This is a genomic window from Hydrogenophaga sp. ANAO-22 (genome assembly GCF_042466645.1).
Taxonomy (GTDB): Bacteria; Pseudomonadota; Gammaproteobacteria; order Burkholderiales; family Burkholderiaceae_C; genus Hydrogenophaga.
The window spans coordinates 315,214-328,838 of sequence record NZ_CP159956.1 but is presented as its reverse complement, the minus strand read 5'-3'; the positions used below and the strand labels follow the sequence as shown (position 1 = coordinate 328,838).

Annotated in this window: 14 protein-coding genes and 1 pseudogene; 5 read left to right on the top strand and 10 right to left on the bottom strand. The window is 68.6% G+C overall.

Going from position 1 to position 13,625, the window contains the following annotated elements:
• Positions 1-27: 27 nt before the first annotated feature.
• Both ABSY19_RS01320 and ABSY19_RS01315 read left to right on the top strand, forming a co-directional pair.
• Complete coding sequence (locus tag ABSY19_RS01320; RefSeq protein ID WP_382158383.1) at positions 28-483, top strand: GNAT family N-acetyltransferase; 456 nt, start codon at positions 28-30, stop codon at positions 481-483.
• Positions 484-556: 73 nt separating this feature from the next.
• Positions 557-946, top strand: a complete 390-nt coding sequence (locus ABSY19_RS01315) for a nuclear transport factor 2 family protein (protein ID WP_382158381.1) — start codon at positions 557-559, stop codon at positions 944-946.
• Positions 947-954: 8 nt separating this feature from the next.
• Here ABSY19_RS01315 and ABSY19_RS01310 read toward each other — a convergent pair whose 3' ends face one another.
• Together ABSY19_RS01310 and ABSY19_RS01305 are read right to left on the bottom strand one after the other, a co-directional pair.
• Positions 955-2,109 (bottom strand): CaiB/BaiF CoA transferase family protein, encoded by a 1,155-nt coding sequence (locus ABSY19_RS01310; protein ID WP_382158379.1) that lies wholly within the window; start codon positions 2,107-2,109, stop codon positions 955-957.
• Entirely contained in the window at positions 2,106-3,266 is a 1,161-nt protein-coding gene (locus ABSY19_RS01305; RefSeq protein ID WP_382158377.1) for an acyl-CoA dehydrogenase family protein, read from the bottom strand. Before ABSY19_RS01305 ends, ABSY19_RS01310 begins: the two co-directional genes overlap by 4 nt.
• Before the next feature lie 100 nt (positions 3,267-3,366).
• Here ABSY19_RS01305 and ABSY19_RS01300 point away from each other — a divergent pair, with 100 nt between their 5' ends.
• Positions 3,367-4,260, top strand: coding sequence for a LysR family transcriptional regulator (locus ABSY19_RS01300; protein WP_382158375.1), 894 nt, complete (start codon positions 3,367-3,369; stop codon positions 4,258-4,260).
• Between the two features lie 8 nt (positions 4,261-4,268).
• On the opposite strand, the gene ABSY19_RS01295 is transcribed toward ABSY19_RS01300, so the two are convergent.
• Positions 4,269-5,246: a Bug family tripartite tricarboxylate transporter substrate binding protein gene (locus ABSY19_RS01295; RefSeq protein ID WP_382158373.1), complete on the bottom strand. Its 978-nt coding sequence runs from the start codon at positions 5,244-5,246 to the stop codon at positions 4,269-4,271.
• A 204-nt stretch (positions 5,247-5,450) separates the two neighbouring features.
• On the opposite strand from ABSY19_RS01295, the gene ABSY19_RS01290 reads away from it, so the two are divergent.
• Entirely contained in the window at positions 5,451-7,007 is a 1,557-nt protein-coding gene (locus ABSY19_RS01290; RefSeq protein ID WP_382158371.1) for a long-chain fatty acid--CoA ligase, read from the top strand.
• On the top strand, positions 7,007-7,855 hold the full coding sequence (locus tag ABSY19_RS01285) for an alpha/beta fold hydrolase (protein WP_382163994.1): 849 nt from the start codon (positions 7,007-7,009) through the stop codon (positions 7,853-7,855). The genes ABSY19_RS01290 and ABSY19_RS01285 overlap by 1 nt, the downstream gene beginning before the upstream one ends.
• On the opposite strand, the gene ABSY19_RS01280 is transcribed toward ABSY19_RS01285, so the two are convergent.
• The 7 genes and pseudogenes from ABSY19_RS01280 to ABSY19_RS01250 all read right to left on the bottom strand — a co-directional run bounded on the left by ABSY19_RS01280 (position 7,841) and on the right by ABSY19_RS01250 (position 13,487).
• A complete protein-coding gene (locus tag ABSY19_RS01280) occupies positions 7,841-8,434 on the bottom strand; it encodes a chromate transporter (protein WP_382158369.1) in 594 nt (197 codons plus the stop codon). The genes ABSY19_RS01285 and ABSY19_RS01280 overlap by 15 nt on opposite strands.
• 2 nt (positions 8,435-8,436) lie before the next feature.
• Positions 8,437-9,056 (bottom strand): annotated as a pseudogene (locus tag ABSY19_RS01275) (chromate transporter).
• Between the two features lie 7 nt (positions 9,057-9,063).
• On the bottom strand, positions 9,064-9,936 hold the full coding sequence (locus tag ABSY19_RS01270; RefSeq protein ID WP_382158367.1) for a GyrI-like domain-containing protein: 873 nt from the start codon (positions 9,934-9,936) through the stop codon (positions 9,064-9,066).
• On the bottom strand, positions 9,933-10,394 hold the full coding sequence (locus tag ABSY19_RS01265) for a GyrI-like domain-containing protein (RefSeq protein ID WP_382158365.1): 462 nt from the start codon (positions 10,392-10,394) through the stop codon (positions 9,933-9,935). The genes ABSY19_RS01270 and ABSY19_RS01265 overlap by 4 nt, the downstream gene beginning before the upstream one ends.
• A gap of 86 nt (positions 10,395-10,480) precedes the next feature.
• Positions 10,481-11,410 carry a GNAT family N-acetyltransferase gene (locus ABSY19_RS01260; RefSeq protein WP_382158363.1) on the bottom strand — a complete coding sequence of 310 codons (930 nt, stop codon included), beginning with the start codon at positions 11,408-11,410 and terminating at the stop codon, positions 10,481-10,483.
• A 59-nt stretch (positions 11,411-11,469) separates the two neighbouring features.
• Positions 11,470-11,856, bottom strand: coding sequence for a response regulator (locus ABSY19_RS01255; protein WP_382158361.1), 387 nt, complete (start codon positions 11,854-11,856; stop codon positions 11,470-11,472).
• Positions 11,853-13,487, bottom strand: a complete 1,635-nt coding sequence (locus ABSY19_RS01250) for an ATP-binding protein (protein ID WP_382158360.1) — start codon at positions 13,485-13,487, stop codon at positions 11,853-11,855. Before ABSY19_RS01250 ends, ABSY19_RS01255 begins: the two co-directional genes overlap by 4 nt.
• Positions 13,488-13,625: the final 138 nt, after the last annotated feature.

Here is a 13,625-nt window from a genome sequence, read left to right as displayed (position 1 = left end):
AATCGACCCTCCATCCAGGAGCAACGCATGCAAGTCATTCACTGCACTGAGGCGCAACTCGATGTGCTGTCGGCGCTGTTCAACGATTACCGGATCTTCTACGAGCAAGCCAGCGACCTGCCGGCCTGCCGGGCCTTCATCCAGCAGAACCTCCGGCAGAACCGGTCGAAGATCTTCCTGTTGCTGGACGATCAAGGTCAGGCGGTCGCGTTCTCACAGCTTTACCCGGCGGTCTGCTCGATCAGCATGCGGCCTTACCACTACCTGTCAGACCTGTACACCACCCCATCCACCCGCAAGAGCGGTTATGCACGGTACCTGATGAACCACATCACCGAGCATTTCACCCGGGAAGGGGCGCAGCGTCTCACACTCGACACCGCGACGACCAACAAGATCGCGCAGGGTCTGTACGAATCGCTGGGCTACCAGCGTGAAGAGGTTTACATCACCTACCACCAGGTGCTGGAGACGCCCATCTGATCCGTCCATGGTCTTTTGCTGCGCCTGGGGGCCGGTCACAATGGCCATACGCCGACTTCACGGAGACAACCCCATGGCCCACCCCGTTCTCGACACATGGCACGACCTGGTGCAGACCCGCAACGCGAAAGGCCTGCGCGATCTGCTGGCCGATGAGGTGGTGTTCCATTCGCCGGTCGTGCACACGCCGCAGGCCGGCAAGGCGGTGACGACGCAGTACCTCGCGGCGGCGTTCCAGGTTTTCTTCAATGCCTCGTTCCGCTACGTGCGCGAGGTCGTCGGGCCGCGCGACGCGGTGCTGGAGTTCCAGGTCGAGATCGACGGCATCACCGTCAACGGCGTGGACATGATCCGCTGGAACGACGAGGACCGCATCACCGATTTCAAGGTGATGATCCGCCCGCTCAAGGCCATCAACCTGATTCACCAGAAGATGGCGGCCATGTTGCAGGCGAACCAGTAGACCGACGTTCAGCGGGCGAGCTCGGCGAGATCCCCCGTTGCCAGCCAGCGCAGCACCTGGTTCCGGTGACCGTCGAGGGCGGGTGCGGGTCCACCGTGCGGCGCGATGCCGCCGGAGAACTTCACGGGGAAGTCCACGACGCGGCTGCCGCCATCGTCGGACGCGTGCGACACGCCCCGCGCCACGACGTGCGGATCGTCCAGCAGCTCGTCGTACTCCAGCACCGGCGACCAGGGGATGTCGCGGGTGCCGAACTGCTCCGCCCATTGCCCCAGGGTCTTCGTGGCGAGCAGGGTCTTCAACAAGGCATTGAGCCGGCGCTTGTGGCGCAGCCGGTCGGGCCGCGTGGCGAAGTCCGTGGCGCCCAGGGCGGGGCAGTCCGGTACCAGCGCGTCGCGCAGGTTGTCCCAGAACTTTTCCTCCAGGATGCCGAGGGCGATGAAGCGGCCGTCGGCGGTGGCGAAGAGGTCGTTGTCGGGCATCACATGGCCCATCTTCTCGATGTCCTTGCCGGTCTTGCGCACCATGCTGTCGATGCCGGGGATGGTCCAGGCGGTCATGGCGTCGTGCAGCGACACGTCCAGGTGCTGGCCCTGGCCGCTCAGGCGGGCCGTCATCATGGCCACCACCAGCGACAAGGCCGCGTACATCGAACCGCAGTAGTCCGACAGGCGCACGTTGGGCCGTCCGGTGTGGTCGTCCACCTGCGAGGGCACGGCCCAGTAGCCGGCCAGCGCCAGGTAGTTCAGGTCATGCCCCGCGCGCTGCGCATAGGGGCCGGTCTGGCCGAAGCCCGAGATCGAGCACAGCACGAGGGCCGGGTTCAGCTCGCGCAAGACGCCGTAGCCCACGCCCAGGCGGTCCATCACACCGGGGCGAAACCCTTCGATCAGGGCCTGGCTGCGGCGTGCCAGGCCTTTCAGGACGGTCTGATCATCCGGGTTCTTCAAGTCCAGCGCGATGGAGAGCTTGCCCCGGTTGTACTTGGCGAAGGTGTCGGCACCCAGCGCGCGGCCCGAATCGCCGCCCTGCGGGCGCTCGACCTTGATGACGGTGGCGCCCAGTTGTTGCAGCAACATGGCGGTGTGAGGGCCCGGGTGGAGCTGGCCCAGGTCGAGCACGACCTGGCCCGTCAGGCAGGTGGGAGGGACAGCGATGTTCATGCCAGGATCGCTTTCGCGATGGTGTTGCGCTGGATCTCGCTGGTGCCGGTGAGGATGCGGTACAGCCGCAGCCGGCGAAAGGCGAACTCCACCGGGTGGTTCTTGGTGACGCCCACGTTGCCGTGGATCTGCACCGCCTTGTCGGCGATCTCGAAACACTTCTCCGACACGAAGAGCTTGCACATCGCGCCCTCCATGCGCACGTCGCCGCCTTCGTCGGCCTTCTGCGCCGCGGCCAGCACCATGCCTTCGCAGGCGTACAGCCCGGTCGCCATGTCGGCGAGCATGTGCTGGATGGCCTGGAAGCGGCTGATGGGGCCGCCGAACTGGCGGCGCTGCTGGGCGTATTCGAGCGAGAGGCGCAGGCACAGGCGCGCCAGGCCGATCATGTTGGGGCAGTGCAGCAGTCGGTTGACGTTGACGCGCGCCATCGCGATCTTGAAGCCACTGCCTTCCTCGCCGATCAGGTTGGCGCGCGGCACCCGCACGTTGTCGAAATGGATGTCGGCGTCGACGTGCTGGCCCGTCATCGGCAGGTAGTCGTAGGTCAGCGAGACACCGGGCGCGTCGAGGTCGACCAGGATGGCCGAGATGCCCTGGGCGCCGGCGTCCGGGTCGGTCACGCACATCACCACGGCGAAGTCGGCGAACGCGGACGCGGTGATGTAGTGCTTGTGCCCCGTGATGATGTAGTCGTCGCCGTCGCGCACCGCGCGGGTCTGGATGCTGGCGGCGTCGGAACCGGACTGGGTTTCCGTCATCGCGAAACAGGCGCCTTTTTCACCGCGCGCCACCGGCAGCATGTAGTGCTCCAGCTGGTAGGGCGAGGCGTACTTCACGAGGTTGCCGATGCGCGAGGGCCCGCCCCAGTCGCCCAGGACGTGAGGGAACAGCACGGCGCCCGAGGCGGCCACGTCGGCCTTGAGCACGGCCAGGTCGCGCACGCTCAGACCCAGGCCGCCCAGCTCCGGCGGCAACTGCAGCCCATAAAATCCGAGTTCGCGCGAGCGCTTCCAGATGGTCTTGGCGAAGTCCCGCGAGAGCTTGTCCTCGTAGGCGATGCCGGCCGATTTTTCGAAGGGGATCAGCTCTTCGTTCAGGTAGGCGTTGAGCCGTTCGCGAAGGCTGGCGAGGTCGGGATGGGTCGCTGTCGTCATGGTGGTGTGCCCGTGAAAAGTGGGTGTCGGGTGGATCATGTCGCGCGGATCGGGCGCGGCGATCCGCAAGTGCCTGGGTTCGATAACCTTCGGGAATAACGTGCGAATCGAAGATCTCAACTACTTCATTGCGGTCGCCGAAACCGGCCATGTGGGGCGCGCTTCGCAGCGGCTGGGCCAGAGCCAGCCGGCGTTGACCAAGGGCATCCAGCGGCTGGAGCGCGAACTCAAGCTGCAGCTGTTCGAGCGCACCGCGCGCGGCATGGAGCTCACCACGGCGGGCACGGCGTTTTTCCAGCGGGCGCGCCATGTGCGGGTGAGCCTGGACGACGCCATCAAGGAGGCCAACGACCTCCACCTGGGCAAGAAGGGCCTGGTGCGCGTGGGCGTGGCGCCGACCTACTCGGAGATGTTCTTCGGCCAGGCTTGTGCCGAGCTGTTGCGGCAGCGGCCGGCGGCGCGGGTGCAGGTCATGATCGGCCTGAACGATCAGTTGCTCGCGGCCCTGCAGTTCGGTGACCTGGACATGGCCATCAGTGCGCTGCCCGCGCACGAGACACCGGAGTTCACCCAGCTGCCGCTGTTCCGCGACGACATCCACGTGGTCGCGCGCGCCGATCACCCGCTGCTGGAGTCGACGTCCCTCCGGTTCAAGGACCTGGCGGAAGCCTCGTGGGTCCTGCCGGGGCGCAACGTCGCGGCCCGGCGGTCCCTGGAAGCGCGCTTCGCCGAGCACGGCCTGCCGGAGCCCAACGTGGTGGTGGAATCCAACTCATCGGTCACCGCGCTGGCCAGCGTGGTGCGCACCACCGATCTGCTGAGCGTGATCCCGGCGTCGGTCCTGTCACGGCCCCAGGGGACCGGCCTCAGGCCCCTGGCCCTGGCGCAGGCGGTGTGGCCCCGCACGATCGGCATCTCGATGCGCAAGGCCGCTTATCTCTCTCCGCTGGCCGAGCGCCTGGTCGAGCTGTTGAAGGCGCACGGCCCCGTCTGAGTGGCGCCTCAGTCGGCGGTGATCTTGTTGTCGCGCACGATCTTGCCGTAGGCCTCGACTTCGGACGCGATGAACTTCTGGAACTGTTCGGCGGTGGTGGGTTCGATCCGGAACCCCATTTCCTCCATCCGCTGCCGGTTGGCCGGGCTGTCCTGGAAGGCCCGCACCACACCGTGCCAGCGCGCCACGATCTCGGCCGGCATCTGGCGCTGACCCGCAATCCCCAGCCAGCTGCCGGCATTGAGTTCCGGGTAGCCCACTTCGGACAGCGCGGGCACGTTGGGCAGGGCGCGTGAGCGGCCCTTGCTCGTGACCGCCAGGGCGCGGATGCGGCCCGCGTTCAGGAATTCCTGGGCGGGGGCGATGCCGATGATGCCCAGGTTGACCTGCCCGCCGGACAGGTCGGTCAGCGCGTTGGCACCGCCCCGGTAGGGGATGTGGGTGATGTCCACGCCGTAGTGCGCCTTGATCATCTCGAACGTGAGGTGCATCGAGGTGCCCATGCCCGGCGTGGCGTAGTTCAGCTTGCCGGGGTTTTTCTTGGCATAGGCCACCAGCTCGGCCATGCTGTGGATCGGCATGGCGGCGTTCACCAGCACCACGTGGGGCGTGATGCTGACCATGGAGATGGGTGAAAAGTCCTTGGTCACGTCGTAGCCCGGTTTGGCGTAGAGGGACTTCGCGATCGCGTGGTTGCCGCCCAGCACCAGCAAGGTGTAGCCATCGGGCGCGGCGTTGGCGACCCGCGCCGCGCCGATGTTGCCGCCGCTGCCCGCCACGTTTTCAACCACCACCGGTTGCTGCAGTTCCGTGCTGGCGAACTGCGCCAGCATGCGCGCGACGATGTCGAACTGGCCGCCCGCGCTGAACGGGATGATGAGTTTGATGGGGCGGTCCGGGTAGCGCCCCTGGGCGTGCGCGGGCAGTCCCAGGGCCAGCAGTCCGCCGGCGAGGCCGCCCAGAAGAAGAGTGCGTTTGGTCAGCATGCGTGGTGTCTCCAGAGAATTTTGATCTGGCTCGATTCTCTGGCGCCAGGGCCCATGGCGCGATTCCGCGGCGGGCGATATCGATGCCCCAGCGGCATGAGCGCGGCCATTCCCGGCGGGCATCGGGATCGCTCGGGGCCTTATCGGTCGGGCCTGTCGCCGATCCTACGATCCGTTCACTTTCATTCTTTGCGAGGAATCCCCGTGAACCAAGGCCGATTTTTGACCCGCAGCGCCCGCTACTGGCCGCAGCGCCCCGCCATTCTTTTTCACGACCGGGTGATCACCTACCGCGAACTCGACGAGCGCTCCAGCCGGCTCGCCAACGCGCTGATCGCCCTGGGCGCGCAGAAGGGCGATCGGGTGCTCGTCCAGTCGTTCAACCGCCCGGAGCTGATCGAGTTCGAGTGCGCCATGTACAAGGCCGGCCTGGTGAAGGTCGCCCTCAACGCGCGCCTCTCGCCCGAAGAGATGGTGGAGTCCGCCAACAGCTCGCAGGCGAAGATCATGCTCGTCGGGCCCGAGCACGTGGCTTCGGTGGTGCAGCAGGCGGGCCGGTTGACGGACATCCGCACCCTGGTGGCGCTGGAGAACGGGCCGCAGGGCTTTCTGGACTACGAGGCCCTGCTGGCGGCGGCTTCGCCGGTGTCGCCCGACGTGGAGATGGAGGCCTCCGATCTCGCGGTGCTGCATTTCACCTCGGGCTCGACCGGCAAGGTCAAGGCCTCGATGCAGACGGTGGGCAACCGCCTGGCGTCGCTGCGCAAGGTTGTCATGGGCCGGCTGCGGGCCAAGCCCGGCGACGTGCTGGCGCTGGCCGGGCCCGTCACGCACGCCAGCGGCATGTTCATCCAGCCCTTCCTGTTCCAGGGCGGCACCATCCTGCTGCACGACCGCTTCGACGCCGAGGTGTTCATGGCCACAGTGCAACAGCACCGCGTGACCGCCTGTTTCCTGGTGCCGACCATGATCAACATGATCCTCGCGCACCCGCGCCTCAAGGAGTTCGACCTCAGCTCGCTGCGCGATGTCACCTACGGCTCGGCCCCGATCGCGCCCTCGCGCATCAAGGAGGCATGGAAGGCCTTCGGGCCGGTCCTGTCGCAAGGTTATGGCGCGGGCGAGACCACGGGCGGGCTGGTCATCCTGACGGCGGAGGACCACCGCATCGCGATCGAAGAGGGCCGCGAAGAACTGCTGCTTTCCTGCGGCCGCGCGTTCGGTGAATCCCGCGTGCGGCTGGTGGACGATGCCGGCCAGGAGGTGCCGCTGGGCGAGGTCGGCGAGATCGTGATCCAGGGCCCCGACGTGTTCGCCGGTTACTGGCGCGAGCCCGAGATCACCGCCGACACCCTGAAGAACGGGTGGCTGCACACCGGGGACCTGGCCCGCATGGACGAACTCGGCTACCTCTCGATCGTCGATCGCAAGAAGGAGATGATCATCTCCGGCGGCTTCAACGTGTACCCCAGTGAAGTGGAGCTGGCCTTGTACCGGCACCCCGCGGTCTACGAAGTCTGCGTGGTGGGGGTGCCCGACGCGACCTGGGGCGAAGCCATCAAGGCGGTGGTCGTCAAGCGCGAGGGGCACGAAGTGGCCGCCGACGAACTGGTGGACCACTGCCGCCAGTTCCTGGCGGACTTCAAGAAGCCCCGTTCGGTCGACTTCGTGTCGGAGCTGCCCAAGAACGCGAACGGCAAGCTCTCGCGCAAGGAACTGAAGGAGCGTTACTGGGATGGGCAGGCCCGGCGCGTCGCGTGATGCCGGCCGCGCAGATCGAGCGCGTGGCCGCGCTGGCCGAGCGCCACACGGTGGACGCCCTGGGCGTGCGCGTGTGCTGGCGCCGCTTCGGTCGCGGCGGCCCGCCACTGGTCCTGCTGCATGGCGGTTATGGGAACTGGATGCACTGGATCCGCAATGTGGAGGCGCTGTCGGCGGCGCACGAGCTGTGGGTGCCCGACATGCCGGGCTTCGGCGAATCCGGCGCCTTGCCGCCCGAGGTGCCGAGGGCCGCACGGCTGGAGGCGCTGGTGGTGCATCTGACGGCCGCCCTGGAAGCCTTGCTCGGGCCGGAGGCCCGGTTCGGTCTCGCCGGGTTTTCCTTCGGGTCGCTGGTGGCCATGGGCGTGGCCGAGCGCACCCGCCGGGTCCGGCGCCTGGCGCTGGTGGGGCCGGCGGGCCATGGGTCCGGGCGCCAGCGCGAGATCAGGCTCGTGGACTGGCGCCAGGCGGACGGCGCGGCGCACACCCGCGACCTGCTTCGGCGCAATCTGGCCGAACTCATGATCGCCCCGGCCAGCGACATCGACGCGCTGGCCCTGGACATCCACGAGCGCGCCTGCAGGGCCGCGCGCTTTCAGAGCCGGCACTTCTCGCAGTCGGCGCACCTGCCCACCGCTCTGGCGGCCTTCGATGCGCCGGTGCTCGGCGTCTGGGGACGGGAGGACGCGACCGGCCTGGCCGAGCGCGTGGCATCGACCCTGGGTCTGGGCACGGCCGAACGGCCCTGGGCCGTGGTGGAAGGGGCGGGCCACTGGGTGCAATACCAGCGGCCCGACGAGGTCAACGACCTGCTGCTGAACTGGTTTGCGCCTTCAGACCAGGCCTAGCGCGCCCAGCAAGCCGCCCGCGCCGATCATCCACAGCAGGTGCATCTTCGTGCGCCACACCAGCACGGTGGTGACGGCGGTGAGCAGCCACAGCGGCCAGTCGCGCGCGGGGTGCTCGTGCGAGCCGGTGAGCAGCCAGCCGGTGGCGATCAGCAGCGCGATCACGATCGGGGCCATGCCGGTCTTGAAGGCGCGCACCGCGCGCAGCTCGCGGTTCTGGTGCGCCCAGCGCGTGGCGGTGTAGGTCAGCACCGACGAGGGCAGCAGGATGGCCACCATGGTGACCAGCACGCCGAACAGGCCGAGGGCCCAGGCCAGCCAGCCAGCCGACGGGCCACCGCCCGCGTTGAGGCCCACGTTCCAGCCCAGCACGGCGACGAACAGCACGTTCGGGCCGGGCGCGGCCTGCGAGATGGCGATGGACGAGGTGAACTGCGCCTCGCTCAGCCAGCCGTTCTGCAGCACGAGGTAGCGGTGCATGTCGGGCGCGGTGGTGATCGCGCCGCCCACGGCCAGCAGCGAGAGCGAGGCAAAGTGGGTGAAGAGGTCGAGCCAGTTGGCCGGGGTGGGCAGCATCATGCTCAGGCGCCTCCCTTCCTGGCGCGGTCGGCGTCGGCGTCGCTCAACACCCGATAGGCCCACAGGCAGGCCCCCCGCCGATGCTGAGCAGCACCCACAGCAGGGGCCAGCGCAGCAGCCCGATGGCGATGAAGGTGAGCACGGCCAGGAAGACGCACATGCCCATGCCCAGGGCGTTCTTGTTCAGCGCCCCGATGAGCTTGATGCCGGTGGCGGCGACCAGGCCGGCCGCCACCGCGCCCATGCCGCGCAGCGCGTTCTGCGCCACGGCGCTGTCGGCCACGCTGCCGTAGAGCGCGGCCAGCAGCAGCACCAGCACCATGGGCGCGGTCAACATGCCGGCCAGCGCCGCCAGGGCGCCCGGCAGGCCGTAGTAGCGCCCGCCGATCATCATGGAGAGGTTGACCACGTTGGGGCCCGGCATGATCTGCGCGACGGCCCAGTCCTCCACGAACTGCTCGCGGCTCATCCAGCGCTTCTTCTCCACCAGCTCGCGCTGCACCACCGCCAGCACACCGCCAAAACCCTGCAGGGCCAACCAGGTGAAGGAGACGAACAGGTCGGTTTTCGACTGCGGGTGCTGGAGAGGGGGGGTGTCGGGGGCGGTCTGGGCGGGCGGCATGCCCGGATTATCGGGCCGCGGTGGCCTGGGCCAGGGGCAGGCAGATGTCGGTGAGCAGGTCGGCCGGCGCGGTGTCGCGCGGGTTGTTGAGGTACTCCTCGAACACCGGCGCGTCGCCCACCTCGTGGCCGCTGTTCACGAGCCAGTGGCCGTACAACCACTGGTAGGCCGCGCGCATGGTGGCGTAGGGCCCGCGGTGGCGCAGCACGGCGCAGGGCCCGCCGCCCACCTCGAAGGCCACGAGGGGCGGCACCACCTCGGCGCTGTCGGGCACGGACAGGCCGGCGCGCGAGCACAGCTGGCGCTCGGGCACCGAGGACGGGTCGTCGAAATACTCGGCGATCCAGCGCGAGGCTGGCCCCACCTGGCCGCGCGCGGCCAGTTGCACGTAGCTGCGCTCGAACGCCTTGCCGATGGCCATGTACGAGCCCTTGTGGTCCAGGCCGGCCAGGCGCACGCGCGGGATCTCCCGCACGCTCACCTCGTAGCCCGCGGGCACGGCGCTCGCCGCCTGCGCCGTGCGAAAGGCCACGTGGTTGCCCTGCTGGCGGTACTGCAGCGGGCTCATGCCGTAGGCCGTGCGGAAGGCGCGCGCGAAGGACTGGGCATTGGGGTAGCCGCAGCGGCGCGCGAGCTGTTCCACCGGCAGGCTGGTGTTGGCCAGGTAGCCCGTGGCCCAGTGCAGGCGCAGCCGCCGAACGGTGACCGCGATGGTCTCGCCATGCAGCGCGTGGTAGACGCGGTGCCAGTGGTAGGGCGAGAGGTGCGCCACCTCGGCCAGCCGGTGCAGGTCGAGCGGCTCGTCCAGGTGGTCGTGCAGGTAGGCGATCACGCGGCCCAGGCGCTGCTGGTAGTCGGTCCAGCCGTGGCCCGGGTTCATGCGCTGGCGCCGTGCCGCAGGCCGATGAGGAGGTCGATCTGCCCGTCGGCGCGGTAGCGTTCGCAGTCGGCCACGTAGGCCTTGGGCAGGTCGTCGCGCAGCCAGACCGCCTGCCAGGTCGGCACCACCTGGTCGAAGCGCCCCTGGGGCACGGGAAAGACCGCGCGCGGCGCGGCCGGCAGCACGGCGTGGCTCATGCCGGGTGGCACGGCCTGCGTGCTGCTCACCGGCGCGCCGATGATGAGCGAATAGACGCCCTCGTTGTTCACGCCCGCGTTCTCGAAGTGCGTGTAGACCGCGTACACCTCGTCGGAGAGCTTGCCCGGGATGCGCGCGAGCACGCCTTCCTCGGTGAAGCGCTGCCAGTGCGGCGGGATGGTCCGCATGGCCTCGTGGTTGTCGGTCCTGAGTTCGATGCCGATGATGCGCACGGCGCGGTCTTGCTGTTCGAGGTGCATGGAAGGCTCCTGAAAGGGATGGGGGTCGAGGCCTTCAATCTAGCCGCGCCGGGCTGACATTTCTTGCGGAGTTGCGCCGCAGGCCCTCACAGCGTCAATTCCCAGGTCTCGCCCACGAGGTCCTTGCCATAGCCGTGGTGCGCCTCGCTGTGCACCAGCGTGAAGCCGCGCCTGGCGTAGATGGCGCGCGCGGCGCTCAGGATGCTGTTGGTCCACAGCACCATTTTGCGGTAGCCCTTGGCGCGCGCGAAGGCCAGGCATTCGTCGGTGAGGCGCCCGCCCAGGCCCAGGCCGCGCGCGGCGGGACTCAGGATGAGCAGGCGCAGCTGGGCCTCGGTCTCGCTCTTGCGCACCACGAAGACCGAGCCCACGCGCTCGCCGTCGAGTTCGGCGATCCAGCCGCGTTCCCAGGCCGGGTCGTGCCGGCGGATCATGCCCGCCGCGATCTCGGCGACCAGGGCCTCGAACTCGCTGTTCCAGCCGTACTCGCGGGCGTAGATCTCGCCGTGCTGCTGCACCACCCAGCCCATGTCGCCGGGGCGCACGTCGCGCAGCACGGCGGTGCGGGAGGCGGGGGCGCTGCCGGGGTCGAGCAGGCCTTGTGCGCGCGCGAGCGCGGCCATGAGCGCCTGGCGCTGATCGGGCGCCAGCGGGGCCAGCAGGTGGGCGGCCTCGTCGCGCGAGCGTTGCTGCAGGGGCTCGAAGGCGGTGCGGCCCTCGGCGGTCAGGCTCAGCGCGTGTTGCCGGGCGTCGTTGGGCAGCGGGGTGCGCGTGATCCAGCCGGCGCTGGTGAAGCGGCGCACGATGCGGCTGAGGTAACCGGCGTCGAGCACCAGTCGGCGCCCGAGCTCGCTGGCGGTGCAGGGCGCGTGGTGCGCCAGCTCGTAAAGCACGCGCACCTCGGTGAGCGAGAACGCGCTGCCCAGGTAGGGGTCGAGCAGGCCGGTGCGCTGGGTGTAGAAGCGGTTGAAGGCGCGCAGCGCGCGCACCTGGGCGGGATCAACGGGGGATGTCATGCCCCCGATTCTGGTTCAGTTATTTGACTTTGGCAAGTAAATATCTGACGGAGGCAATATCAACCCCGCTGCAGCATCTCCCGCACGCGCTCCCGGGTGAGCGGCTTGGTGACGAAGCCCTGGATCACCGGCATGCCGCTGGCGCGCAGGCGATCCTGCGGTGCGTCGGACGAGGTGAGCATCATCACCAGCATGGTGGGTTTGTCCTGCAGCAGCGGCTGGGCCTGGCGCGCGAACTCGAAGCCGTCCATCTGCGGCATGTTGATGTCGAGAAACAGGCAGGTGGGCATGGCCAGCGGGTCGCTGCGCAGGAAGTCCAGTGCCTCGGCGCCGCTTTCGAACACCCGCACCTCGCCGGTGAAGCCGGCGCGGCGGATCATGATCTCGTGGTAGACGTTGTCGGCCTCGTTGTCGTCGACCAGGATGAAACGTTGTGGAATGCTCATGGGGCGCCTCGGGACGGCGTGCCGTGCGGCACCGGCAGGTGCAGCGTGAAGCGGCTGCCTTCACCCGGCACCGACTGCACCGAGAGGTGGCCGCCGTGCAGCGCCGCGATGCGCCGGCAGATCGGCAGGCCCAGGCCCGAGCCGGTGTGCGTCTTGCGCGGGTGCAGGCGCTTGAACATGTCGAAGATGCTGGCCTGGTGTTCAGGGGCGATGCCCAGGCCGTTGTCGAGCACGTGGATCTGGTCGAAGCCATGCTCGCGCGTGGCGCTCACGCGCACGTGCGGCGGCACGCCGGGCCGCGCGAACGCCAGGCCGTTGGCCACCAGGTTCTGCAGCGCGATGCGAAGCAGGGACGGATCGGCCTGCACGGTGGGCAGCGGGTCGCACTGCAGTTGACCCTGGGTCTTCGCCAGCGCGTCGCCGAGGTCGTCGCCCACCTGGCCGACCAGCACGGTCACGTCCACCGGCCCGCTGTCGAGCGAGTGGCGGTCCAGGCGCACGTACTTCAGCAGGCTGTCCAGCAGGCAGGCCATGTGCTGGCCGCCCGTGCGCACGAAGCCCAGGTAGCGCCGGGCATCGGGCGAGAGTTCGTGCTGGTGGTCGGCCTCCAGCAGCGAGGTGAAGTTGTTGATGGCGTTGATGGGCTCGCGCAGGTCGTGCGACAGGATGTGGATGAAGCGCTCCTGCTCCAGCGTCTTCTTCTCGAGCTGGACGATGGTTTCGCCGAGCTGGCGTTCCTTGTTCTTGAGTTCCTGGATGTCGCGCCCGCGCATGACCACGCCGCTGACCTTCCCGTCCGCGCCGCGCACGGGCAGCAGGGCGATCTCCATGTGGCGGTTGCCGGCGACCTTGAAATGCGAGACGCGCTGGTAGATCACGGTCTCGCCGGCCATGGCGCGCGCCATCTTGGAGCCGACCATGTTGTTGTAGGTCGCCTCACCCAGGCGGTCCTTCACGGCCACGCCGATGACTTCGCTGCGCGTGCTGCCGATGTAGTTCAGGTAGGTCTGGTTGACGTGGCGGTAGACGCCGTCGGCATCGATGTAGGCCTGCAGATCCAGCCCGGCAGCGGCCATCGCGGTGAGCTCCTCGTGCGCCTGCTGGGCCTCGTTGGCGGAGCGCCGGGCCTCGAGCTGGCGCGCCCGCTCGTGTTCGAGCAGGGTGGCGACCAGGGCCGAGAGGCGGCTCAGGGCGCTCAGCTGCACCGAATGCAGCGTTCGCGCCATCTGGTCGATGACGCACACCGTGCCCAGCGCGAAGCCGTCGCTGGTGACGATGGGCGCACCGGCGTAGAAGCGCACGTTGGTGGGGCCGGTCACCAGCGGGTTGCACTGGAAACGCGTGTCCTGGCTCATGTCCTCGACCACCATGACGTGCTCCGGGTCGAGGATGGCGTGAGAGCAGAACGCCACCTCGCGCGGGGTTTCGCTCACGTCCACGCCGACGCGGGACTTGAACCACTGGCGATCGCGGTCGATGAGGGTGATCAGCGCCACCGGCGTGCCGCAGATCACCTGCGCCAGGGCGGAGATGTCGTCAAACGCTTTCTGGGGCAGGGTGTCGAGCACGCCCAGGCCCCGCAACCGGGCCAGGCGTTGTTCCTCGTTGGAGGGAAGGGGAGCAGTCTGCATGCGGGCCGGAACGGGACGGGACGGAGCGAGGCCCCGATGATTGCATACCCGCCAGGGATGTGAGCCGCCGGCAGGCGGCCTGCGGCGGCACTGGGGCAGTACCGCACGTGATTTCGTCACGTTCCTGACGCAATTCGC